At 65.6% G+C, this 23952-nt stretch carries 23 protein-coding genes; 13 read left to right on the top strand and 10 right to left on the bottom strand.

Annotation, left to right across the window (positions count from 1 at the left end; all coding sequences use genetic code 11):
• Positions 1-198: 198 nt before the first annotated feature.
• From BHK69_RS16765 to BHK69_RS16755, 3 genes are all read right to left on the bottom strand, one after another.
• Positions 199-2424, bottom strand: a complete 2226-nt coding sequence (locus BHK69_RS16765; protein ID WP_069693730.1) for a RelA/SpoT family protein — start codon at positions 2422-2424, stop codon at positions 199-201.
• A 172-nt stretch (positions 2425-2596) separates the two neighbouring features.
• The gene (gene rpoZ / locus BHK69_RS16760) at positions 2597-2989 is read right to left on the bottom strand and encodes a DNA-directed RNA polymerase subunit omega (protein ID WP_069691090.1); all 393 of its coding nucleotides are present in this window, start codon (positions 2987-2989) and stop codon (positions 2597-2599) included.
• A gap of 112 nt (positions 2990-3101) precedes the next feature.
• Complete coding sequence (locus BHK69_RS16755; RefSeq protein WP_069691089.1) at positions 3102-4817, bottom strand: ATP-binding protein; 1716 nt, start codon at positions 4815-4817, stop codon at positions 3102-3104.
• A 245-nt stretch (positions 4818-5062) separates the two neighbouring features.
• On the opposite strand from BHK69_RS16755, the gene BHK69_RS16750 reads away from it, so the two are divergent.
• The 4 genes from BHK69_RS16750 to BHK69_RS16735 all read left to right on the top strand — a co-directional run bounded on the left by BHK69_RS16750 (position 5063) and on the right by BHK69_RS16735 (position 8815).
• The gene (locus tag BHK69_RS16750; protein WP_069691088.1) at positions 5063-5815 is read left to right on the top strand and encodes a pyridoxine 5'-phosphate synthase; all 753 of its coding nucleotides are present in this window, start codon (positions 5063-5065) and stop codon (positions 5813-5815) included.
• Between the two features lie 62 nt (positions 5816-5877).
• Positions 5878-7140: a 3-phosphoshikimate 1-carboxyvinyltransferase gene (locus BHK69_RS16745; protein ID WP_069691087.1), complete on the top strand. Its 1263-nt coding sequence runs from the start codon at positions 5878-5880 to the stop codon at positions 7138-7140.
• Positions 7141-7323: 183 nt separating this feature from the next.
• A complete protein-coding gene (acpS, locus tag BHK69_RS16740; RefSeq protein ID WP_069691086.1) occupies positions 7324-7737 on the top strand; it encodes a holo-ACP synthase in 414 nt (137 codons plus the stop codon).
• 10 nt (positions 7738-7747) lie between these two features.
• Positions 7748-8815, top strand: coding sequence for a DUF2332 domain-containing protein (locus BHK69_RS16735; RefSeq protein ID WP_083269493.1), 1068 nt, complete (start codon positions 7748-7750; stop codon positions 8813-8815).
• Between the two features lie 242 nt (positions 8816-9057).
• On the opposite strand, the gene aqpZ is transcribed toward BHK69_RS16735, so the two are convergent.
• A complete protein-coding gene (gene aqpZ, locus BHK69_RS16730) occupies positions 9058-9750 on the bottom strand; it encodes an aquaporin Z (protein WP_069691084.1) in 693 nt (230 codons plus the stop codon).
• Between the two features lie 186 nt (positions 9751-9936).
• Between aqpZ and BHK69_RS16725 the strand changes: the two genes are divergently transcribed.
• From BHK69_RS16725 to era, 4 genes are all read left to right on the top strand, one after another.
• A complete protein-coding gene (locus tag BHK69_RS16725) occupies positions 9937-11085 on the top strand; it encodes a mechanosensitive ion channel family protein (protein WP_069691083.1) in 1149 nt (382 codons plus the stop codon).
• 188 nt (positions 11086-11273) lie between these two features.
• Positions 11274-12056: a signal peptidase I gene (gene lepB / locus BHK69_RS16720; protein WP_425285519.1), complete on the top strand. Its 783-nt coding sequence runs from the start codon at positions 11274-11276 to the stop codon at positions 12054-12056.
• Complete coding sequence (rnc, locus tag BHK69_RS16715) at positions 12053-12784, top strand: ribonuclease III (protein WP_069691082.1); 732 nt, start codon at positions 12053-12055, stop codon at positions 12782-12784. Before lepB ends, rnc begins: the two co-directional genes overlap by 4 nt.
• Positions 12777-13721: a GTPase Era gene (gene era / locus BHK69_RS16710; protein WP_069691081.1), complete on the top strand. Its 945-nt coding sequence runs from the start codon at positions 12777-12779 to the stop codon at positions 13719-13721. Before rnc ends, era begins: the two co-directional genes overlap by 8 nt.
• Before the next feature lie 37 nt (positions 13722-13758).
• Here era and BHK69_RS16705 read toward each other — a convergent pair whose 3' ends face one another.
• The gene (locus BHK69_RS16705; protein ID WP_069691080.1) at positions 13759-14604 is read right to left on the bottom strand and encodes a LysR family transcriptional regulator; all 846 of its coding nucleotides are present in this window, start codon (positions 14602-14604) and stop codon (positions 13759-13761) included.
• Between the two features lie 113 nt (positions 14605-14717).
• Here BHK69_RS16705 and BHK69_RS16700 point away from each other — a divergent pair, with 113 nt between their 5' ends.
• The 3 genes from BHK69_RS16700 (at position 14718) to BHK69_RS16690 (ending at position 16528) form a co-directional block, all read left to right on the top strand.
• The gene (locus BHK69_RS16700; protein WP_069691079.1) at positions 14718-15098 is read left to right on the top strand and encodes a tautomerase family protein; all 381 of its coding nucleotides are present in this window, start codon (positions 14718-14720) and stop codon (positions 15096-15098) included.
• Positions 15099-15175: 77 nt separating this feature from the next.
• Entirely contained in the window at positions 15176-15760 is a 585-nt protein-coding gene (gene pyrE, locus BHK69_RS16695; RefSeq protein WP_069691078.1) for an orotate phosphoribosyltransferase, read from the top strand.
• Between the two features lie 141 nt (positions 15761-15901).
• Positions 15902-16528, top strand: a complete 627-nt coding sequence (locus tag BHK69_RS16690; RefSeq protein ID WP_069691077.1) for a LabA-like NYN domain-containing protein — start codon at positions 15902-15904, stop codon at positions 16526-16528.
• 282 nt (positions 16529-16810) lie between these two features.
• On the opposite strand, the gene smpB is transcribed toward BHK69_RS16690, so the two are convergent.
• From smpB to dapA, 3 genes are read right to left on the bottom strand one after another with little or no spacing between them, the layout of a single operon-like run.
• On the bottom strand, positions 16811-17284 hold the full coding sequence (gene smpB, locus BHK69_RS16685; protein ID WP_069691076.1) for an SsrA-binding protein SmpB: 474 nt from the start codon (positions 17282-17284) through the stop codon (positions 16811-16813).
• Complete coding sequence (locus BHK69_RS16680; protein WP_069691075.1) at positions 17281-17463, bottom strand: hypothetical protein; 183 nt, start codon at positions 17461-17463, stop codon at positions 17281-17283. The genes smpB and BHK69_RS16680 overlap by 4 nt, the downstream gene beginning before the upstream one ends.
• Positions 17464-17513: 50 nt before the next feature.
• Positions 17514-18407: a 4-hydroxy-tetrahydrodipicolinate synthase gene (dapA, locus tag BHK69_RS16675; RefSeq protein ID WP_069691074.1), complete on the bottom strand. Its 894-nt coding sequence runs from the start codon at positions 18405-18407 to the stop codon at positions 17514-17516.
• 170 nt (positions 18408-18577) lie between these two features.
• Here dapA and BHK69_RS16670 point away from each other — a divergent pair, with 170 nt between their 5' ends.
• On the top strand, positions 18578-20689 hold the full coding sequence (locus BHK69_RS16670) for a lytic transglycosylase domain-containing protein (protein WP_069691073.1): 2112 nt from the start codon (positions 18578-18580) through the stop codon (positions 20687-20689).
• Between the two features lie 9 nt (positions 20690-20698).
• On the opposite strand, the gene BHK69_RS16665 is transcribed toward BHK69_RS16670, so the two are convergent.
• A complete protein-coding gene (locus tag BHK69_RS16665) occupies positions 20699-21415 on the bottom strand; it encodes a class I SAM-dependent methyltransferase (protein WP_069691072.1) in 717 nt (238 codons plus the stop codon).
• Between the two features lie 144 nt (positions 21416-21559).
• Between BHK69_RS16665 and BHK69_RS16660 the strand changes: the two genes are divergently transcribed.
• Positions 21560-22453: an alpha/beta fold hydrolase gene (locus tag BHK69_RS16660; protein ID WP_069691071.1), complete on the top strand. Its 894-nt coding sequence runs from the start codon at positions 21560-21562 to the stop codon at positions 22451-22453.
• A gap of 137 nt (positions 22454-22590) precedes the next feature.
• Here the strand turns inward: BHK69_RS16660 and BHK69_RS33595 are convergent, their stop codons facing one another.
• Positions 22591-23835, bottom strand: a complete 1245-nt coding sequence (locus BHK69_RS33595; RefSeq protein ID WP_069691070.1) for a helix-hairpin-helix domain-containing protein — start codon at positions 23833-23835, stop codon at positions 22591-22593.
• Positions 23836-23952: the final 117 nt, after the last annotated feature.

Here is a 23952-nt window from a genome sequence, read left to right as displayed (position 1 = left end):
AGCACCGGCAAGGCTAAGAACGAGGCTCCGTCATCCGGCGCGACCGCAGGCCGTCATTGCGAGGAGCAAAGCGACGAAGCAATCCAGGGGTGGCAGAGCTCGACGTCCCCCAGGATTGCTTCGCGGAGCCTGTACTCGGGCTTGCCGAAGGCAAGACCCGGGTGCTCGCAATGACGCTTCAAGCCGCTCGAAAACGCTCTACCCCACCACACGCTCGACCCGGCTGATCACCCGCTTCTCGCGCAATTCGCTGATGATGGCGCTGAGATGCTTCAGGTCCCAGACCGTCAGATCGATCGTCACATCGGTGAAGTCCGCATTCGGGCGCACCATCGCGACCGCGTCGATATTGCCGTCATGCTCGGCGATCGTCGTGGTGATCTGGGCGAGCGAGCCGGGCTCGTTGATCGAGTTCAGCTTGATGCGGGCCGGAAAGCGCTGCGGCGCCTTGTCGTCGAGATCCCAGCGCACATCGAGCCAACGCTCGGGCTCGTTGTCGAAGGCGGCGAGCGCGGTCGACTGGATCGGGTAGATCGTCACCCCCTCACCCGGCGTCAGGATGCCGACGATGCGGTCTCCTGGTACGGCGCCGCCATCGGGCGCGAAGCGCACCGGCAGATCGCCGCCGAGTCCGCGGATCGGGATGGCGGTGCTGTCGGCGTCGGGCGCCTCGCCCGGCAGCTTGAATTTGAGGTTGTCGCCCTTGCGCAGCTCGAACCAGCCCTTGCCGTTGCCTGTGGTCGCGCCGGCCGATTTCGTCTCGGGCGCGCCGCGCTTTTCGAGCTCGAGATCGGGATAGACCGCCTTGACCACATCGCCGGAATACATCTCGCCGCGCCCGACGGCCGCCAGCACGTCGTCGACGGCGGTGCGGGCCAGCCGCTTCAGCGAGGCTTTCAGCTTGTCGTCGGAGAACGGCCGTTCGGCGCGGGTGAAGGCACGCTCCAGGATCTGCCGGCCAAGCCCGGCATATTGCCGGCGCACGGCCGCGCGCGTGGCGCGGCGGATGGCGGCGCGGGCCTTGCCGGTGACGACGAGCGATTCCCAGGCAGCCGGCGGCGCCTGCCCCTCGGCGCGGGTGATCTCGACCTCGTCGCCATTCTGCAGCTCGGTCAGGAGCGGGGCGATGCGGCCATTGATCTTGGCGCCGACCGCGCTGTTGCCGACATCGGTGTGGACGGCATAGGCGAAATCGATCGGCGTCGCGCCCCGCGGCAAAGCGATCAAGCGGCCCTTGGGCGTGAAGCAGAAGACCTGGTCGTGGAAGAGCTCGAGCTTGGTGTGCTCCAGGAACTCCTCCGGGCTGTCGCCCTCGGCCAGCAGATCGACCGTGCGCCGGAGCCATTGATAGGCCCGGCTCTCATCGGCGAACTGGGTCAATTCGGTGGTGCGACCGTCCTTGTAATGCGCATGCGCGGCGATGCCGAATTCGGCGATGCGGTCCATGGTGTCGGTGCGGATCTGCAGTTCGACGCGGCTGTGGCCCGGTCCGACCACGGTGGTGTGGATCGAGCGGTAGTCGTTCTGCTTGGGCGTCGAGATGTAATCCTTGTAGCGGCCGGGCACCATCGGCCAGGTCATGTGCACGATTCCGAGCACGCGGTAGCAATCCTCCGCCGAATCCACGATCACGCGAAAGCCGAAAATGTCGGAGAGCTGCTCGAAGGAGACGGATTTGCGCTCCATCTTCTTCCAGATCGAATAGGGCCGCTTGCGCCTGCCTGAGACCTGCGCCTGGATGCCGCGCGCGGCGAGCTTCTCCTTCAGATCCTTTTCGATGATGCCGATGACCTTGCCCTCGCGCTCGGTCACCTCCTCCAGCCGCTTGGTGACGGTGGCGTGCGCCTCGGGCTTGATGTGGCGGAAAGCCAGCTCCTCCAGCTCCTCGCGCAGCTCCTGCATGCCCATGCGCCCGGCGAGCGGAGCGTAGATCTCGGCGGTTTCCTCGGCGATGCGCAGGCGCTTCTCGGGCGCGACGAAATGCAAGGTGCGCATGTTGTGGAGCCGGTCGGCGAGCTTGACCAGCAGCACGCGGACATCGTCGACGATGGCGAGCAGGAGCTTGCGGAAATTCTCGCCCTGCGCCGCCTTCTTGGAGACGAGGTCGAGCTTCTTGATCTTGGTCAGCCCGTCCACCAGCCGGCGGATATCGGGCCCAAACATGCTCTCGATCTCTTCGAGCGTGGCGGCGGTATCCTCGACCGTGTCGTGCAGGACGGCTGCGACGATGGTCGCATCGTCGAGCTTGAGATCGGTCAGGAGAGCTGCGACTTCGAGCGGGTGGGCGAAGAACGGGTCACCCGAGGCGCGTTTCTGCGTGCCATGCGCCCGCATGGCGTAGACATAGGCCCGGTTGAGCAGGTCTTCGTCGGTATTGGGGTTGTAGCTCCTGACCCGGTCAACGAGCTCGTATTGCCGCATCATGCCCATGCGGGCCCTCTGTATCTGCGTAGCGAGACTGCTTGCCTGCTTCTCATTCGATCAATCAATATCGGCGCGGGCGGGGAAGGCGGCAAGGCGGATTCCTGTGTGGCGGGCATGAAAAAGCCCGGCAAGGCCGGGCTTTAGCAAACGCAATGAAGATTTTGCGTGACGATCAGTCCTCGTCGTCGGCGCTCTCGGTCGGCGGCACGAGTCCGTCGAGGCCGCGCAGCAGGTCGTCCTCGCTCATGCGGTCGAACTGGACCTCGGAATCGGGCGTCGAGGCGTTCGGCACCGAGGTCGTCAGCAGCGGCACGGTCTCGGCCTCCGGCTCGTCGACCTCGACATGCTTCTGCAGCGAGTGGATCAGGTCTTCCTTCAGATCCTCGGGCTTCAGCTTCTCGTCGGCGATCTCGCGCAGCGCGACGACCGGGTTCTTGTCGTTGTCGCGGGGAACCAGGATCGACGATCCGGATTGGATCATCCGCGCGCGGTGGCTGGCGAGCAGCACCAGCTCGAAGCGGTTGTCGACCTTGTCGATGCAGTCTTCAACGGTTACGCGAGCCATGGCGCGGCTCCTTCTGATCTTAGCGATGCAGGGGAAGATGATGTGGCCCGGCCATACAGCCAATGCGCGCCGATTGCAAGATTTTGCTGGCACAGCCCGTCCGGCTTTCGCCTCAGCTGCCGCGCATCCGCCTGACCATGTCGTCGAGGCTGGGCTCGCGCGCAGCCGCGCCAGGCGCATGCCCGCCCGCCATCGCCGGCAATTCATGCCTGTCGAGCTGGGCGAAGCGCAGCCGCATCGTCGTGGCGACGCCTTCTCCGAAGGCAATCGCCTCGCGGTTGCCGATCGAGGACAGGAAGTTGATCGTGCTCGCCGAAGCGTCCGAGATCGCCGAGCGGATGATCTGCTGGTCGCGCTCGTTCGACAGGCGCATTGCGAAGATCGTCGAGCATTGCGACAGGATCGTCGGATCGAGTTCGCCGGGCCGCTGCGTCACGACGCCGAGATAGCAGCCATATTTGCGGCCTTCCTTGGCGATGCGGGCAATGGCCTGCCGTGTCGGCGCGAAACCGAGCGCCGGGTCGGACGGCACATAGCGATGCGCCTCCTCGCACAGGACGAGGACTTCATAGGCGCCGTGGCTCGCCACCGCGAGGTCGAAGGCCAGGCGTGACAGCACCGAGGCGACGGCATTGACGACCTCGGACGGCAAGCCGGCAAGCTGGAAAGCGGTGATCGGCCGCCCGTAATGCGGCACGCGGAAGATCTGGCTGACGATCGGCGCCATGGTCTCGATCATGTTGGCGCGGGCGAACATGAAGCGGTAGCGCGGATCCCTGTGGAGCGCCTCGAGACGCACCCTCAGCGAGCGCAGCGATGCCCGTGGCCAGCGCAATTCATGCAGGCCGATCAGTTCGTCGATGACCGTGAAGGCGTCCTTCATCCGGTAGGGTGTCGGCGCGTCGAGCGCGTTGCCCGTCGCCTCCCCCGGATCGCGCGGGCCGCCCATGTCGAGCGGGCGCTTGAGCAGCGATGTGCCGAGATCACGCGCGATATCCAGTGGCGAGGGCGCGCGGTAGCGTTCGCGCGCCGTGGCGATGACCTCGCGCAGGATGTCGGCTTCCTCATCGAGCTGCGGGCGGCCGCGGAAGACGACGTCGCCGAGCTCTTCGAGCCTGAACATCCAGAACGGCAGATCGAGCCCCTCGCTGTCGATCGTCAGCGCCTTGTCGGGAAAGGCATGGGCGTATTCGTTGTGCGGATCGAGGATCAGCACGCGCAGGCGCGGACGGGCGGCCACCGCCTTGCGCAGCAGCAGGGAGACTGCGCTCGACTTGCCGACGCCGGTCGTGCCGAGGACGGCGAAATGACGCGACAGCATGTCCTCGATGCAAACCGTCGCGGGGATGGTCGAATCCTGCGTCAGATGGCCGATGGCCACGCCCGAGCGCGTGCCGAGATCATGGACCAGAGCGAGATCGCCCGCGCGGATGCGATGGGCGATCGCGCCGATCGGCGGATAGCTACTGATGCCGCTCTGGAAGCGCGGCGCCTCGCCATCGATGTCCGAGACTTCGCCCAAGAGCTCGACCTGGACATGAATGGCGTTGTCGGAGGTCTCATCCCAGACCGTCTTGACCGCCGACATCTCGTAGACAAGCCCGACGGTGCGGGTATGCCCCAGGCTGATCGAGATCATCTTGCCGATCGTCCAGGAATCGGGCCCGACCGCGCTGTCTCCGGAAACCATGCTCGCGATCGTCGCGCGCGAGCCGTCGCAGGACACGACGCGGCCCAACGCGCGATCGGGCGGCTGGTTGGCGTCGCGCCGGTCGGCCGCGAGATCGGTTCCGAATTGTACGGTCTTTACTGCAAGCTGCACGCTCACGGCTGCCTTTTCGCTGGTCTGATCGGACTCGGACCATAATCCTGGCCCTTTACGATTGCCTTTAACGGGCCATGGCGTGCGAGCTGCGCTTGCGGATGCGGTTACCAAATCGCCAACAAGAGCAGCGGCATCGGACTCATCAGCGAAACTGGCCGCGCCGATCACATTCCTTGCCTTGAGCCGCGGGCCCCTCGCGTCTATGCACGCGCGACAAGAGCCACGCGCGATAAGAGCGAGGGACGGCGATGACGACGAACCGACTGCGGCTGGGCGTGAACATCGATCACGTCGCGACGGTGCGCAATGCCCGCGGCGGCGCCCTGCCCGATCCGGTGCGCGCCGCGCACCTCGCCATAGCCGCCGGAGCCGACGGGATCACCGCGCATCTGCGCGAGGACCGCCGCCATATCCGCGATGCCGACATCGAACGGCTGATGGCCGAGCTGACCAAACCGTTGAATTTCGAGATGGCGGCGACTGACGAGATGGTCGCGCTGGCGGAGCGCCTCAAGCCGCATGCGGCCTGTCTCGTACCGGAGAAGCGCGAGGAGCGCACCACCGAGGGCGGGCTCGACGTTGTCGGCCAGCGCGCCGCGCTGACCCCGCAGATCGCTCGCCTCAAGGCTGCGGGCTGCCGCGTCTCGCTCTTCATCGAGGCCGACGAGGCGCCGATCGCGATGGCCGCAGCGCTCGGCGCGCCGGTCGTCGAGCTGCATACCGGCAGCTGGTGCCATGCCGTCCAGGATGGCGAGACGGCCAAGGCGGAAGCCGAGTTCCAGCGCCTCGCCAAGGGGGCGGCCCTTGCCGCGACGCTCGGGCTCGAAGTCCATGCCGGGCACGGGCTCGACTACGAGACGGCCCGCATTCTTGCCGGCGTGCCGGGCTTCGTCGAATTCAACATCGGCCATTTCCTCGTCGGCGAAGCGATCTTCATCGGCTTCGAGCAGGCGATCGCGCGGATGCTGCAGGCGATGGACCAAGGTCGCGCCAGGATCTGAGCAAGACGACGCCCCGACAGAAAGCGCCCTGGCATGTTTCGGGGATCGAGAAAGCGAAAACGATGACCGATCGGGACAGGCAGAGCCTCACGATCATTCCGCCGAGCCATCCCTTGCGCGGTCGCGTCGCCCCGCCTGGCTCGAAGTCGATCACGAATCGCGCCTTGCTACTGGCTGCCCTGGCGAAAGGAACCAGCCATCTCACAGGCGCGCTCAAGAGCGATGACACGCGCTATATGGCCGAAGCCTTGCGCGCCATGGGGGTCACGATCGCGGAGCCCGACGAGACGAGCTTCACCGTGACCGGAGACGGCCGGCTGCGGGAGCCCGCCGCGCCGCTCTTCCTTGGCAATGCCGGCACGGCGACGCGGTTTCTGGCAGCGGCCACGGCCCTGATCGACGGGCAGGTCGTGATCGACGGCGACGAGCATATGCGCAAGCGGCCGATCAAGCCGCTCCTGACCGCACTGCGCTCGCTGGGCATCGACGCGACCTCGGAGACCGGCTGCCCGCCTGTCACGATTCGCGGCACGGGCGGTTTCAAAGCTGGTCGCGTCGAGATCGATGGCGGCCTTTCCAGCCAGTATGTGTCCGCGCTCCTGATGCTGGCCGCCTGCGGCTCGGGCCCTGTCGATGTCGTGCTGGCCGGCGACGACATCGGCGCACGCGGCTATATCGAGTTGACGCTTGCAGCGATGGCGGCTTTCGGCGCGCATACCGACCGCCCCGACGCCTCCAGCTGGCGGGTCGCGCCGACCGGCTACCGCGCGGCGGATTTCGCGATTGAACCCGATGCCTCGGCGGCAACCTATCTCTGGGCAGCCGAAGCGCTGACCGGCGGTGCGATAGACCTCGGAATGACAGCCTCAGCCTTCACGCAGCCGGATGCCCGGGCTTACGACGTCATTGCCAGCTTCCCTCGCCTTCCCGCGATCATCGACGGATCGCAGATGCAGGATGCCGTGCCGACACTGGCGGTGCTCGCCGCTTTCAACGAGACGCCGGTACGCTTCACCGGCATCGGCAATCTTCGCGTCAAGGAATGCGATCGGGTGGCTGCGCTCGCCGTCGGCCTGTCCCGGATTCTGCCCGGCCTCGGCCGTGAAGATGGTGACGATCTGCTCGTCGCGTCCGATCCGACACTGGCCGGACGGACCCTGCCGGCATCGATCGACACTTATGCCGATCACCGCATCGCGATGAGCTTTGCCCTGGCCGGATTGAAGCTGCACGGCATCACCATTCTGGATGCGGGCTGCGTCGCCAAGACCTATCCCGATTATTGGCAGGCCCTCGGTTCGCTCGGCGTCGCCTTTGACGGCTAGAGACGGATCAATGCGAAAAACCGGTTTCCACTTTTTCGCGTCCTGCGAGAGCCGGATGATTTCGGATGGGCTCACGAAGTGATCCCATCCGAAGTCTGAATCCGTCTCTCATCTAAGAGTGAGAGCAGGACCAATGCGAAAAACCGGTTTCCACTTTTTCGCGTCCTGCTCTAAATCCGAGACATGATCCTCGGTATCGGCTCCGACCTCTGCGACATCACCCGCATCGAGCAATCGCTCGCCCGGTTCGGCGAGCGCTTCACCCATCGCGTCTTCACCGAGGGTGAGCGCCTGAAATCGGATCGGCGCGCGACGCGGGCCGCGTCCTATGCGCGCCGCTTCGCCGCGAAGGAAGCCTGCTCCAAGGCGCTGGGAACCGGGATGCGGGCCGGCGTATTCTGGCGCGACATGGAGGTTATCAACCTTCCCGGCGGGCGGCCGACATTGCGCCTGACCGGCGGCGCGGCCGAGCGGCTCCTGGCGATGACGCCGCCGGGTCATGAGGCGGTCATCCATGTCTCACTGACCGACGACCCGCCAATGGCCCAGGCCTTCGTCGTGATCGAGGCCCGTGCGAAGGCCGCGAACTCCGCCTGAAAGGACGCCGATGCAACCGTCTTCGCCGATGGAGGCGTCGGACGCCAACGAGGCCAGGCGCAATTTCCACGATCAGGCCGGATATTGCCGCGAGCTCGGCTCACCCTTCACAGCCGAGCTCTGCGATCTGCTAGGCAGCCGCCTCGACCATTCCAGCCGTTTTGGCCGGCGCGTGCTGAACTGGCCGGGCCATGCCCGGGCCGATGCGCTGGCGCTGCGGGCAGCTGGCGCCTTCAACGCGCTGGCGCGGAGCGGACAGGTTCCGGCCTTGCAGGAGGTCTATCCTCCCAAGCAGGGCGATCGCGAAGCGCTCTGGCACGCCTTGGCGCGAACGATCGTCAGCCATGACGCCTTCCTGCACGATTATCTCGACAGCGCTCCGCAGACCAACGAAGTCCGGCGCAGCTCCGCCCTGCTCGGCGGCGGGCTGACCATCGCGCGCGAATTCGGCCTGCCGCTGAGCCTGCTCGAGATCGGCGCGAGCGCCGGGCTCAATCTCGGCTTCGAGCACTATCGTTACGAACTGGGAACGGCCGCTTACGGCCAAGCCGGCTCCGGTGTCGTGATCTGCAGCGAATGGCGCGGTAGCGCGCCCGAGCTTACGACGCCGCTCGCGGTCGTGACGCGGCGCGCCTGCGATCTCAACCCGCTCGACGCGGCCTCGGACCGCGACCGGCAGCGGGTACTGTCCTATATCTGGCCAGACCAGAGCGCGCGGGTGGAAACGACCGAAGCGGCCTTCGATTTCGCCGCGGGGATGCCGTGGCGGGTCGAACAGGGGGACGCCGCAACCTGGGTCGAGGCGCGTCTCGCGGAGCCGACCGAGGCAGGCCTGACGCGTGTGCTGATGCACAGCATCATGTGGCAATACATGCCCGAGGCAACGAAAGAGCGTATCACGGGTGCAATGCGGAAGGCTGGCGAAGCCGCCAGTCTGGAACGCCCCCTCGCCTGGCTCCGCATGGAGGCCGACGGCAGGAAGGAGGGCGCCGCCGTGACGCTGACCACCTGGCCGACCGGCACGGATCGCGAGATCGCCCGGGCCGATTTCCACGGCCGCTGGGTGGCGTGGTCCTGAAGCAGAGCATTGCGCGAAAAAGTGGGTACCGGTTTTTCGCAAGAGCAATGCTCTCAACTTTTAGGATCGGTCACGTTTTTCGTATTCGGACGATGCCGTCCGAATACGACGTGACCGAGTGCATCGGCTCGAAAAGTGGGAACCGGTTTTCGGAACAAGCCGATGCAGAATCAAAACCCTACAGCATCGGACCGATACGATACTCGGTCTGATGCTGTAGGGGCGTCAGGACCAGTCGCTCGTCACTTCTCGTCGTTCAACCAGCGATAGAGGATGCCGCCGAAGGCGCCGCCGAGGATCGGCGCGACCCAGAACAGCCAAAGCTGGGACAAAGCCCATCCGCCGACGAACAAGGCCGGCCCCGTGCTGCGCGCCGGGTTCACCGAGGTGTTGGTCACCGGGATGCTGACCAGATGGATCAGCGTCAGCGCCAGGCCGATCGCGAGCGGTGCGAAGCCGGCGGGAGCCTGCTTGCTGGTCGCGCCGAAGATCACGAAGAGGAAGACCGCCGTCAGGACGAATTCGGCCACCAGCGCCGCAACCAGGCTGTATTTGCCCGGCGAATGGTCGGCATAGCCGTTGGAGGCAAAGCCCTTCGAGACATCAAAGCCCGGCGCGCCGCTGGCGATCACGTAAAGCAGCGCCGCCGCTGCGATGCCGCCGACCACCTGGGCGATGACATAGGGCGGGATCTGGCTTGCCGGAAAGCGCCCGCCGGCCGCGAGCCCGATCGTGACAGCAGGGTTGAAATGGCCGCCGGAGATATGGCCGACAGCATAGGCCATGGTCACGACCGTGAGGCCGAAGGCGAGCGAGACGCCAAGCAACCCGATCCCGACCTGTGGAAACCCGGCGGCAATGACGGCGCTGCCGCAGCCCGCGAATGTCAGCCAGAACGTGCCTATCGCCTCAGCTACATATTTCTTCGTACTCATGGCATTTCCCCCAAGAATCAGTGGCCAGCATGCTGCATCCTAGGGTTGGTGCGGTCAATCGACGCAGTTTGGCCCCTGCCCTGCGTCAAAAGCGGAGTTTGAACTTCCCGAACCGTGCTGCGTTGCAGCAGCGACGGACCAGCGATTTGCCGCTTCACAGGGGGGTGAATGGACCAAGCCGCGAGAATGGACCAAGCCGCGATTTGGCTCAGCAGTACCTGGCTCGGCAATACCTGGCTCGGCATGCCGCTTTCGTTTCTGCCGTCCTGGCTGATCAGCCTCGGGGCCTTCACCCTTGCGGTGGCGCTGGCCCTGCTGGCGCATAGGACTGCCTTCGCCATCCTGACGCGGCTGGTCAGCGGGATGGACCTGTTCTGGCGCTCGCTGGTCTCGCGCACGCATGGGCCGACACGTTTCGCCGTGATAACGGTCGCACTCGGCTTTGCCGCGAGCGTCTCCCCGCTGAGCAATGGGCAAGCGGTGCTGATCCGCCAGATCCTGCTGGTCTGCTTCGTGGCGCTGGTGGGCTGGATCGCCAAGACCGCGCTGCATGTCTGGACGACGGTCTATCTGCGCCGCTTCAAGCTCGATGCCGACGACAATCTCCTGGCGCGCAAGCATGTGACGCAGACCCGCATCCTCCAGCGCGTCGGCGACATCACGATCGTCATCGTGGCGCTCTCGGCCGCGCTGATGACCTTCGACGGCGTCAGGCAATACGGGGTCAGCCTGCTCGCCTCGGCGGGCGCGGCCGGCATCGTCGTCGGCCTGGCGCTCCAACCCGTTTTGAAGAACATCTTCGCCGGCATCCAGCTCGCCGTGACGCAGCCGATCCGCATCGACGATGCCCTGCTGGTCGAGGGCGAATGGGGCAATGTCGAGGAGATCACCTCGACCTATGTCGTCATGCGGCTCTGGGACTGGCGCCGGATGATCCTGCCGCTGAGCTATTTCATCGAGAAGCCGTTCCAGAACTGGACGCGCGACAATGCCGCGCTGATCGGCACCGTGATGCTCTATCTCGACTACGAGACGCCGATCGACGCGCTGCGCGCCAAGGTCGAGGAGATCGCCAACGGCTCGAAGCTGTGGGACCGGCGGGTGGTCAATGTGCAGGTGACGGACTTCCGGCAATCGACGATGGAGGTCCGCATCCTGGTCAGCGCCGGCACCTCGCCACGCGCCTTCGATCTGCGCTGCGAGGTGCGCGAGAAGCTGATCGCCTTCCTGCAGCGCGAGCATCCCCGCTCACTGCCACGCCTGCGCGCCGAGACCATGTCCGTCGAGCCGACAGGCCCCGCCAATGCAGTCATTGCACGGCGCGCCGCCGAATAGCCGTTATTGGCTCTCACTGCGAGCCAGAGCAATGCTCTCACCTTTTGGAATCGATCACGTCGCCTTCGGACGATGCCGTCCGAAGGCGACGTGATCTGGCGGATATGCGGAGCCTTGGCGGCTCGCCGTTGTCCGCAGCGCAACATTCCGCTAGACCGCGCACTATAAGTCGAACCAGGAGCGCCCGCGTGGCCAACGACGCCGACATCAAGAGCAAAGCAGCCCGAGACAAGGGCGCCAAGGACGAAGGCGGCGTTCTCGAGACGATCAAGGTCGTCGTCCAGGCGCTGCTGATCGCACTCGTCATCCGCACGCTGCTGTTCCAGCCGTTCAACATTCCGTCCGGCTCGTTGATCCCGACCCTGCTGATCGGCGATTATCTGTTTGTCTCGAAATATACCTACGGCTACTCCAAGCATTCGGTTCCGTTCAGCCCGCCGCTGTTCGACGGACGCGTCTGGGCGGCCGAGCCCAAGCGCGGCGACATCGCCGTGTTCAAGCTTCCGACCGACAATTCCACCGACTACATCAAGCGCGTCATCGGCCTGCCGGGTGACCGCATCCAGATGATCAACGGCATCCTGCACATCAACAATGTGCCGGTGAAGCGCGAGCGCATCGCTGACTACGTCTCCACCGATAATTGGGGCCGCAGCACGCCGGTCATCCAGTATCGCGAGACCTTGCCCAATGGGGTCAGCCACGAGATCATCGAGCGCGAGGGCGACACCGGCACCTTCGACAACACCCCCGTCTTCCTGGTGCCGCCGGGGCATTTCTTCATGATGGGCGACAACCGCGACAATTCGCTCGACTCGCGCGACCGCAGCGTCGGCTTCGTGCCCTTCGAGAACTTCGTCGGCCGCGCCGAGATCATCTTCTTCTCGATCGAGGACGGCGCCTCGGCCTGGCGCGTCTGGGAATGGCCCTGGACGGTTCGCTGGAACCGCCTGTTCAGCGCGATCAAGTGAGCAAGCCGGGAGAAGGCGGGCGCAAGACGCCAGACCTGGCGAAGCTGGAGACGGCGCTCGGCCATGTCTTCGCCGATCGCACGCTGCTGACCACGGCGCTGACCCATATGAGCGCCGACGGGCCGCGCCTGGGCAGCTATCAGCGCCTGGAGTTCCTCGGCGACCGCGTCCTGGGCCTGAGCGTAGCCGACATGCTGTTTCGGCGTTACCCTCTCGCCGAGGAAGGCGACATGTCGCGCCGGCTGGCCGATCTCGTGCGAAAGGAGACCTGCGCCGAGGTGGCGCTCGCCTGGGATCTGGGCCAGTTCATGCGGCTCGGCGAGGGTGAGATCCTCGGCGGGGCGCGCAAGAACAAGGCGATCCTGGCCGATGCCTGCGAGGCGATCATCGGGGCGGCGTTCATCGATGGAGGCTACGAGGCGGCGCGCGTTCTCGTCGAGCGCGCCTTCGGCGAGCGCCTGCTGAAGCCGGTCCGCCCCTTGCGCGACGCCAAGACGGCGCTGCAGGAATGGGCGCAGGGCCAGGGCTACCCGACGCCGACCTATAGCGAACGCGGCCGCACGGGACCGGACCACGCCCCGGTCTTCCGCGTCGCCGTACGCATCACCGGCCTGGACGACGCCGAAGCGCAGGGCCCGTCCAAGCGGCTGGCCGAGCAGGCGGCGGCAGAGGCCTTCCTGAGGCGCGAAAGCCTCTGGAGCGAAACCATGGAGAACGACAATGGCTGAGGCGGGACACCCCCCCCAGGAGAAACCTCTCCAAGAGACTCGGCCCACACGCTGCGGGTTTGTGGCGTTGATCGGCGCGCCCAATGCCGGCAAGTCGACGCTGCTCAACCAGCTCGTCGGCGCAAAGGTCTCGATCGTCTCGCGCAAGGTGCAGACGACGCGTACGCAGGTGCGCGGCATCGCGCTGTCGGGCGTGGCGCAGGTGATCTTCGTCGACACGCCCGGCATCTTCGCGCCCAAGCGCCGGCTCGACCGCGCCATGGTGACGAGCGCCTGGGGCGGCGCGACCGATGCCGACCTGATCGGCGTGCTGATCGATGTCGAGCGTTTCGACAATGAGGAGAACACCCGCCTGCTGGAGAAGCTCGCCGAGCTGAAGCAGCCGAAGTTCCTGATCCTCAACAAGATCGACCTGGTGGCGAAGGAAAAGCTGCTCCAGATCACCACCCAGGTGAACGAGCTGGGCCGGTTCGAGGCCACTTTCATGATCGCGGCGCTGACCGGCTACGGCGTCAAGGACGTCCTGGCCTGGCTGGAAACGCGGCTGCCGCTCGGCCCCTGGCTCTATCCGGAAGACCAGATCTCGGATGCGCCCCTGCGCTTCCTCGCCGCCGAGATCACGCGCGAGAAGATCTTCGAGCGGCTGCATGACGAACTGCCCTATCGCTCCACGGTCGAGACCGAGAGCTGGCAGCAGAGGCCCGACGGCTCCGTACGCATCGAGCAGACGATCTATGTCGAGCGCGAGGGCCAGCGGAAGATCGTGCTCGGCGAAGGCGGCCAGACCATCAAGGCGATCGGCCAGAAGGCGCGCGTCGAGATTTCCGAAGCCGCAGAGGCCAAGGTGCATCTCTTCCTGTTCGTAAAGGTACGCGAGAACTGGAGCGACGATCCGGAGCGCTATCGCGAGATGGGGCTGGAGTTTCCGAAGGGCTGAGGTTTTCCTAGAGCCGTTTCCGATCCAATTGGATCGTTCACCGCTCGCGAAAGGCTGCCGCCAGTTCCCTGACGAAGGCATGCCCCTTCGGCGTCGCGACATTGCTGCGCAGGACCACCTCGGAACCGCCGAGTTCGGGCAGCCCCCACTCCAGCCCGACATCGACCGCGCCTTGCGGCGCGATCCGCGCGGCCAGGGGCGATACGCCGAGCCCGCCCACAACGGCGGCGAACACCGCCGCCATCCCGCCACCGATGAAGGCCTCGCGCCAGGCGATGCCGGCGTGGTCGAGCACCTCAGTCGCGTGCCGCCGCAAACCGCATTCCGCCATCAGCGAGACGACCGGCACGGGCTCGTCCGGCTGGCGCATCAATGTGGGCGCCGCAAACCAGCCGAAGGCGTCCCGCCGCAGCACCTCCCCCGTCCGGCCCGGGCCGAGGCGGCGCAGCACCACGACATCGAGCTCGCCGCGCTCGAAAGCCTCCTCCAGCACGGCCGAGGCCGCGATGCGCAGGCTGATCAGCCAGCGCGGATCGTGGCCGGCAAGCCGGGCGAGCAGGACCGGCACATCGGGGCCGACCGCCTGCTCGCTGATACCGATCGCGATACGTTGACGCGCATCCGAGAAAGCCTCGCGTGCCCGCTCATGCGCCGCCATCAGATCGCGCGCGGCGGGCAGGAAGCGCTCGCCCTCGGCAGTGAGCCGCACCAGGCGCGGATGCCGCTGCAGCAAGAGGCGGCCGAGCATCTCCTCCAGGCGCTTCACCCGGACGCTGACGAGGGATTGCGTGGTGCCTAACGCCTGCGCCGCGCGGGTGAAGCTGCGGAATTCTGCAGCGCCGAGGAAGGCGGCGACGGCGTCGATGTCGAGGGAGAGACTCATATCATCATAAATCCATATCTTTGATATCTATATAGATACGGTTTTCAGATTTAATCGACAAGCCTAGCTTCCTGTCACGACGCAACCGCGCCGCCTTTACAGGAACCAGAGCCATGCCCCTGATCCGTATTTCCATGAGACGCGGCCGCCCGGCCTCCGAGCCTGCAGCCATCGTCCACGGCGTCTACAGCGCCTTGCGCGAGACCTTCGAGGTGCCAGAAGACGACCTCTTCGCCGTGATCCACCAGCATGAGGCCGACGAGTTCATCTATGCCGCGAATTATTTCGGCTTCAACCGCTCGGATGCGCTGGTGATCATCCAGCTCACGATCTCAAGCTCGCGCGGCGTGACGCAGAAGAAAGCGCTGTTCGCCAAAATCGTCGAGAATCTGCGCCGCGAGCCAGGGCTGCGCCCCGACGACATCTTCATCAACCTGGTCGAAACGGCCCGCGAGAACTGGTCGTTCGGAGCCGGCATCGCGCAATATGTGTAAAGACAGCGCGGCGCGCCTTGCAACCGCGCCCGATCCGACGCAAAGACGCGCGGGGTTTTTTCAGCGAGGCGCGAGCGATGACCGACGACGACGTTCTGGCCGAATTCCGTGATGCCGGCGCGTTGCTCGACGGGCATTTCATCTTGTCCTCGGGCCGGCGCAGCGCGGTCTACCTGCAGAAGATGTTCATCTTCCAGGATCCGGTGCGGACGGAGCGGCTGTGCAAGGCGCTCGCCGCCAAGATCGAAGCCGCTTTCGGCACGGTCGACTACGTCGTCTCGCCGGCGGTGGGTGGCATTGTGCCGGGTTACGAGACAGCGCGCCATCTGAAGGCCAAGGCGATCTTCGTCGAGCGCGAGGACGGCCAGTTCAAGCTGCGGCGCAGCTTCTCCATCCCCAAGGGCGCGCGCGTCGTCATGGTCGAGGATATCGTCACGACCGGGCTCTCCTCGCGCGAATGCCTGGCCTCGATCGCGGGCGAACCTGGCACGATCCTGGGTGCGGCCTGTCTCGTCGACCGGTCGGCCGGCCGCGCCGATCTTGGCGTCCAACTGGTCAGCCTGATGAAGCTCGACGTTCCCGACTATGCGCCCGACGCGCTGCCGCCGGAGCTTGCCGCCATTCCCGCAGTGAAGCCGGGAAGCCGCGGCCTGAGCGCCTGATATTGCGCCTCGCCGGGCTGCGGCGAGACGCCACATGACAGATTATAAATTGCCGGCAAATCAGCCGTGGTTCGACATTGTTAGACCGCGATTTATTTCAATTCTGAACATTCAAAGACATTTCAGGCAGGAGTCATTGCCATGGCAGCCGACCCGCGTATCGCGCTTTTCATCGACGGCGCCAATCTCTACGCAACCTCGAAGCAGCTCGGCTTCGACATGGATTATCGCCGCCTTCTCAAGGAGTTCCAGGGGCGCGGCAACCTGATCCGCGCCTTCTATTTCACCACGCTCGTGGAGAGCGAGGAGTATTCCTCGATCCGCCCGCTGGTCGACTGGCTCGACTACAATGGCTACCGCGTCATCACCAAGGCGGCCAAGGAGTTCACCGACGCCACCGGCCGTCGCCGGGTGAAGGGCAATATGGACATCGAGCTGGCGATCGAGATGCTCGAGCTCGCGCCGCATCTCGACCAGATCTACCTTTTCTCGGGCGATGGCGATTTCCGGCCCTTGGTCGAGGCGGTGCAGCGCAAGGGCGTGAAGGTCTCCGTGGTCTCCACCATCGCGACCAACCCGCCGATGGTCTCTGACGAACTGCGCCGGCAATGCGACGATTTCCTCGATCTCGCTCAATTGATGCAGAAGATCGGGCGCGACCCGTCGGAGCGTTCCGCGCGCGGGCCGAGCGCGCCTGGAACGCCAGGCAACCCCGGCCTGGAGCGGCGCTACGGCATCCGCCAGGGCGACGAGACCGTCGAGGGGTGAAGGCTTCTTCCTTCTCCCCACCAAGATCGGGCTTGCCCGATCTTGGTAAGTACGAGGTCCATGTCGGAAACATCCGACATGGATGGGGAGAAGGTGGCTGCGCGAAGCGCTGACGGATGAGGGATGAGCCTCAACCCAAAACTAGAAAAGGGCCGCTTGCGCAGCCCTTCCCTCATCCGTCTGCTTCGCAGACACCTTCTCCCCCATCAAAGTCGGCTGTTGCCGACTTTGACACTTTGAGTTGCCCATCTCGGGCAAGCCCGAGATGGGTGGGAGAAGGGTTTACCCGCCCGCCTTCATGATTCGGGCCTTGTCGCGGTTCCAGTCGCGATTCTTCTCGGTCTCGCGCTTGTCGTGCAGCTTCTTGCCGCGCCCCAGGCCGAGCTCGACCTTCGCCCGGCCCTTCTCGTTGAAATAGACCTTGAGCGGGATGACCGTGTAGCCGTCGCGCTGGATCGCGCCCATCAGCTTGTTGATCTGGCGGCGGTGCAGCAGGAGCTTACGCGGCCGGCGGACATTATGGTTGAAGCGATTGGCTTCGAGATATTCCGGGATATGGGCGTTGAACAGGAAGAGCTCCGTGCCCATCGGCCCGGCATAGCTCTCGCCGATCGTCGCCCTGCCGCCGCGCAACGACTTGATCTCGGTGCCCTGCAGGGCGATGCCGGCTTCGAGCGTCTCGATGATCTCGTAATTGTAGCGCGCTTTGCGGTTGTCGGCGGCGAGCTTGTAGCGATCGGGATCGGGCTTGTTCATGCGCCTTGGCCTAGCGCATGCGCCTCGACCAGAGAAGCCATTGCTTGCGATTCCGATTCAGGATCCGCGCTCAAATCATTGAGAACGCCGAGCTTGAGCTGGCCTGCAAGCGGATGCTTGCGCATGACCGCGAAAAGCGCGTCGCGGTCCTCGACCTTGAAATGACTCGGCTCGTACATGGCTTTCTCCCGACGCTCGCCGGGGAACCCGTCGAGCGCGATTGCTCTATTTAGGCATTCAGGAGCCCGGCGAACACCATGGCGTCGCGAATGATCTTGCCCGTTGGCGCCGTCACCGGCAGCAGTGGCAGGCGGATCTCTTCCTCGATGCGGCCGAGCAACTTCAGGCCATGCTTGGCGCCGGCCAGACCCGGTTCCTTGAAGACGGCGTCATGCAGCGGCACGAGCCGATCCTGGATCTTCAGCGCGCCGGCATAATCGCCCTTCAACGCCGCCACCATCAGATCGGCGCAGAGCTTGGGCGCGACATTGGCGACGACCGAAATGCAGCCATGGCCGCCGGCCGCCATATAGGCCAGCGCCGTCATGTCCTCGCCCGAGAGCTGGATGAAGTCAGCCCCCATGGCGTGGCGCTGCTGCGAGACGCGGGCGAGATTGGCGGTCGCGTCCTTGACGCCGGCGATATGCTTCAGCTCGTAGAGCCGCGCCATGGTCTCGACCGACATGTCGACCACCGAGCGCGGCGGGATGTTGTAGATGATGATCGGAATACCGATGGCATCGTTCACCGCCTTGAAGTGCTGATACATGCCCTCCTGGGTCGGCTTGTTGTAATAGGGCGTCACCACCAGCACGGCGTCGGCGCCGGCCTTCTCGGCATGGACGGCGAGGTCGATCGCCTCATGCGTGTTGTTGGAGCCCGCACCCGCGATCACCGGCACGCGGCCCTTGGCCTGCGCGACGACGACCTCGACGACGCGCTTGTGTTCGTCATGGGAGAGCGTCGGGCTCTCGCCGGTCGTGCCAACGGGCACGAGGCCCGAGCTGCCGCTCTCGATTTGCCATTCGACCAGCGCGCGCAGCGCCTCCTCGTCGATCTTGCCGGCTTTGAACGGCGTCACCAGCGCGGGCAGCGAACCGGTAAAGGCAGTGTGCTTGGTCATGAGCGCGGCGTCCTGACGCGGAAGTCCAATCGAAGGGCCGACAGACATAAACCCTCAGCCGCCACAGGCAAAGCCGGCAACCCATCAAAAAGCGTGGTCCTCATGGTTAAGGCTTCATAAACCGCCATCGCCCACCATCGCAGATCAAGCGCCCCTTCAAGGAGCCTGCGATGGCCTCGCCTCCCGCCTGCCCGCGCTCTGTCCGCAAGCACTCTGTCGGCAGGCGACTGGCCTGGCTGATCTTTGCGACTCTGTTCCCCGCGACAGTGGTGCTGGCCGGCGACGATGGCGAGCTGCGCGCGCAACAACCGCGCCTGCTTGCTGTCGATGTCGAGACCACGGCCGCGCTGCCGCCCTACCCCGATGCGCAATTGCGATTCGAGGCCAGCGCCGGGCTGGATGCCGTGAAGGCGGCTGTCGCCGCCTATCGACGCGGCGCGCTGCCCGAGGGAGACACGATCGCAGCCATAATCGACGACCGCACGGCCAAGGCCCTGCTCGAATGGGTCGCGATCCGCTCAGGCGCTAACGCGATCCCGTTCTCGCGGCTCAACGCCTTTCTCCAGGCCTACCCCAATTATCCCGCCACGACGCAGTTCCGCCGCCGCGCCGAGGAGGCGCTGATCGCCGAGAAGAAGGACGCGGCCACGATCCGCGCCTTCTTCTATGCGCAGCGACCGGTCGGCCCGGCCGGACGCGTGGCGCTGGCGCTGGCGCTCAAGGCACAAGGACAGAGCGACGACGCGGCCGCGCTGATCCGCCAGCTCTGGCGGCAGGACCATCTCGGCCAGCCGCTGGAGACCGTGGTGCTCGCCGAATTCGGCGACATCCTGACCCGCAACGACCATAGGCTGCGCACCGAGCGCTATCTCTTTCGCGAGAACACAATGGCGGCGATGCGCAACGCCGCCCGCGTATCGGCGGATTATGTCGTCCTTGCCCGCGTCAGGCTTGCCAGCGCCCGGGAAAAGCGCCCGCTCCCGGCATCCCTGATCGCCTCCGTGCCTGCCTCATTGAAGAGCGACATCTCGTTTGCCTTCCTGCAGGCGCAGCAGGCGAGACGAGCGGACAAGCCGGCCGACGCCGCCAAGGCGCTCGCCAAGGTTCCGCGCGACCCCAATCTGCTCGGCGATGGCGACGAATGGTGGACGGAGCGCCGCTTGATCGCGCGCAAGCTGCTCGATGCCGGCGACGCCGCGACGGCTTACGAGGTCGTAGCCGGACATGGCGCCGAGGGCCCGGTCGCGCGCATCGACGCCGAATGGCATGCCGGCTTCATCGCCCTGCGCTTCCGCAACGATGCCGCGACCGCGCTGAAGCATTTCGTCGAGGCAGGCAAGCTGGCGGAGACGCCGATTTCGGTTTCGCGTGCCGCCTATTGGGAGGGCCGCGCCGCCGAGGCGCTGGGCAAGGAGGATGTATCACGTGTTGCCTATGAGCGCGCAGCCGAACATCCCATCGCCTATTACGGCCAGCTCGCCCGCGCCCGTCTCAGCCTGCCCGACCTGCCGCTGCGTCGCGCGGCTTCAGCAGCCCTCGGCCCCCTGCCGGGGCATCAGGGCGTACAATTGCTCTATCGGATCGGCGCGCGCGACCTTGCCATGATCATGCTCGGCGACCTCGCGCAACGGCTCTACACCACGCCGGCGCTGGAGGCCGTGGCTTTGATCGCCAGGCGCGAGGGCGATGCGAAATCGCTGCTCGTGATCGGCAAGCAGGCCCTGCAACGCGGCTTTCCGCTCGACAGCGCGGCGTTTCCGACCTTCGGCGTGCCGGATTTTCCGGTGTTGGGCGATCCGATGGAGCGCGCCATCGTCCACGCCATCGCCCGCCAGGAAAGCGCCTTCGACCCTGCGGCGGAATCGCATGCCGGCGCGCGCGGATTGATGCAAATGATGCCCGCGACCGCGCGCGAAACGGCAAGGCGAGCCAACCTGCCCTTCGACTGGCCACGCTTGGGGCGCGATGCGCTCTATTCGGCCCAGATGGGCGCGGCCCATCTCAACGACCTGCTGAGGGACTGGCGCGGCTCCTACATCCTGACCTTCGCGGCCTATAATGCCGGTTCGGGCAATGTGAAGAAATGGATCGCCGCCTATGGCGATCCGCGCGACCCGCAGGTCGACGCCGTCGACTGGGTCGAGCGCATCCCCTTCTATGAGACGCGCAATTATGTGCAGCGGGTGATGGAGAACCTGCAAGTCTACCGCCAGCGGCTCGACCAGCGCACCGCCTATCTGATCGATTACGACCTGAAGCGTGGCGGCAAACGGAATGACTAGCAGCGCCACTTATGCCCGCTTGCGCGCGATACAGGCACCCCAGAACAGGCTGGAGAAGAACCAGTTCGGCGCGTCGAACCCCGCCTCGCCGAGCAGGCCAGCGACTTCGGCCTCCGAACGGGGCGGATCGGCGCCCTGCAGAATCTTGCCTAGCTTCGCCCGGACCTCGTCGGGGGCTGCGCCAAACATGCGCCAGCGCTCGCCCCAGGCCGCGAGCAGAAGCGGCTCGCTCGCATAGGCATAGCGATTTCCGGCGAGAATGAGGGGCGCACCCGGCTTCAATCGCGCGGCGACAGCATCGAGGATATCGCGCTTGGCGGCATCGCCCGGCAGATGGTGCAGCACGCCGATCAGCGTGGCGGCGTCGAAGCGCGGCTCCAAAGCCAGATCCTCGACATAGCCGAGACGCATCTCGGTCCGCTCCAGCAATTCGTGCTCGCGCAACCGCGCCAGCGCCAGATCCAGCATGGGTTGCGACGGATCGACGGCGGTGAAGCGCCATTGCGGCTCCAGCGCGCCGGCGGAAACGATCTCCTGCGCGCCGCCGCCCGCGCCCACGACCAGCACTTGCGCCGGCCTGCCCGACCCCAGCGTCGCCGCGAGCATGCAGGCGGAGAGTTCATGGCAGGCATCGTAGCCGGCCAGGGCAATGCGGCTCTGGACCTGATATTCGGCGGCCCGGCCGGGATCGAATTTCTGCGTCGATTCGGGCGGTGGCGTCGTCATCATCTCGTCCGGCGTTTGGATGCGCCATTCGGCATCGCGCGCTCGGCCATCCGGCGCAAGACCGGGCAGCGCATGTCTCCCGAGCGTTTGAACGCAAGGGAATCCGTGATTAGCTGGCGACGACCGGGCCTACTGAGAGACGATATGACCACCCAAGCCGATTTCTCATCGCTGTTCATCGGCGCCCGCGACGGGCTGAAGCTGCATGCGCGCGATTATGGCCCCCTCGCCTCGCGGGCCTTACCCATCGTCTGCCTGCCGGGTTTTGCCCGCACCGCTGCCGATTTCCACGAGCTTGCGCTCGCGCTGTCGCAGGATGCGGAGAAGCCCCGGCGCGTGCTGGCGCTCGATTATCGCGGGCGTGGGCGCTCGGACTACGACAAGATTTGGAAGAACTACGATATCCGCGTCGAGCTCGACGATCTGATGCAGGTGCTGACCGCCGCCGGCATCGAGAGCGCCGTCTTCGTCGGCACCTCGCGCGGCGGGCTCCTGACCATGGCGCTGGCGGCGGCGCGGCCAGCCGTGATCAAGGGGGCCGTGCTCAACGATGTCGGCCCGGTGATCGATGCGCGCGGCCTGCTCAGAATCCGAGGCTATGTCGGAAAGCTGCCGCTGCCGCGCAGCTTCAGCGAGGGAGCGGAAATCCTCAAGCGCCTCTCGGACCAGCAGTTTCCGCGCTTCGGCGAGGCGGAGTGGGAGATGATGGCGCGCCGCACCTGGACCGAGCGCGATGGCCGGCTCGTCCCGGACTACGACCCCAATCTGATGAAAGTTCTGGAGGAGCTTGACCTCGAAGCGCCGCTGCCGGTGCTGTGGACCTATTTCGCCGGGCTGAACGGCGTGCCGCTGCTCGCGATCCGCGGCGAAAATTCGGATCTTCTGGCCGAAAAGACCCTCAAAGAGATGGGCGAACGCCATCCCGACTGCGAGATCTTCGTCGCGCCGGGACAGGGTCATGCCCCGCTGCTCGGCGCCAAGGACATGGTTCGGCGGATCGGAAAACTGATCAACCGGGCCGAGCGGCTGGCGGCTTGAACGAACCTCGCGGCAGAACCCTCTCCTTACAGGAGAGGGTTCTCCGTCACGGTTCCGGCTGCCTCGCGGATGCGGGTGATGGCGAGCGATCGGAGGTCCTTGATATCGCTCGATGGATTTCAAAGCAGCCGCTGAAATCAGCGTCCAGACGGCGTCCGCCCAGCCTTGGCCGCTCGCGAATGCGCGGTCTCGCCGCCATGGCTGAGGATATCGGCGTCCTCGCGCCAGTTCTCCGCGAGCCCCTTGCCTGGGACACCGGCGAAGGCCGAGATATAGCGCATCTCCGGATCGCGCAGCGCCGCGATCTGGTCGAAATGCCAGATGCCGAGACGGTTGAGATCAGCCGTAATGGCGGGGCCGATCCCCTTGATCAGCGTCAGATCATCGGCCTTGCCGTCGCGGGCTTGCGTCAGGAGGTTCTTCGGCCGCTCGCCTTCGAACCCGTCATCGGATAGCGCCGCGACATTGCCCTGACCATGCGAGCCGTCGTCGCGGGAGGAGGAGACTTCGCCCGCCTTGACGCGCTTGGCGAAGGCGGTCTCGGCGCCCTGCGCCAATGCCTTGGCCTGCGCGACCCAATCCTCGCGCTCGATCCGGCCGGGAAAGGCGAGATAGCTGCCGACCCATTCGATGTTCTGCGCGCTCCAGGCGGCGATCTGGTCGAAATGCCAGATACCGAGGCCGTGCAATCGGCCCTCGTTCTGCCGGCCGATGCCCTTGATCAGTTTGAGGTCGTCGGGGCTCCCGGCGCGCGCGGCGGCGAGGCCGACGGGGCGCTCTCCGGGAATGGCGTCCTCGCCCTCGACCTTCGGCACGCCCTTATTGGCCTCGCGGATCGATTTGATGCCCTTCACGACAGTCTTGCCGTCATCCGTCTTGCCGCCCGGGACAGTCTTGCCGCCCAGGACAGTCTTGCCGCCCAGGACAGTCTTGCCGCCCAGGACAGTCTTGCCATCATCGACGACCGGTTTCGCGGGCACGATAAGCGTGGCGTCGTCCGGCACCGACACGGGCGCGACATTCGCGCCACCGAGCATGGGCATGTCGAATTTGGGCATGTCGAGATTGGGCATCTCGCCAAAATCGCGCGGGGCTGCCGCCACGGTAGCCCGCGGCTCCCGCGCCGAGCGCAGGACACTGGCGAGCGAGCAACCCGCGACATAGATCGCGACGAAGAGCAGCGCGCTCTCGAGCCACAGCGCCGGCACGCCGTTCAGCGTCTGCGACCAGGTCAAGGCGGCGACGACGAGCCAGACGCCCAGGAGATAGCTCAGCTTGCGGTTCCAGAGCTTGCCACCGTCATAGCTGATCCAGCCCATGACGAGGCCGAGCGCGAAGGCCGCGAGCAGGAACCAGGCGAATTGCGTGGCGAGATACAGCATAGCGACGCCCCATAGTCACTGGAGCAATTGAGCGATCCAATTGGATCGCTCGATTGCTCTAGCTCCTTGTTTTAACGCGTTTTCTTCACGCGAACCGGTATCCACTTCGCTCGAAAA

Source organism: Bosea vaviloviae, from assembly GCF_001741865.1.
Classification (GTDB): domain Bacteria; phylum Pseudomonadota; class Alphaproteobacteria; order Rhizobiales; family Beijerinckiaceae; genus Allobosea; species Allobosea vaviloviae.
This window is presented reverse-complemented; position numbering and strand designations above follow the sequence as displayed.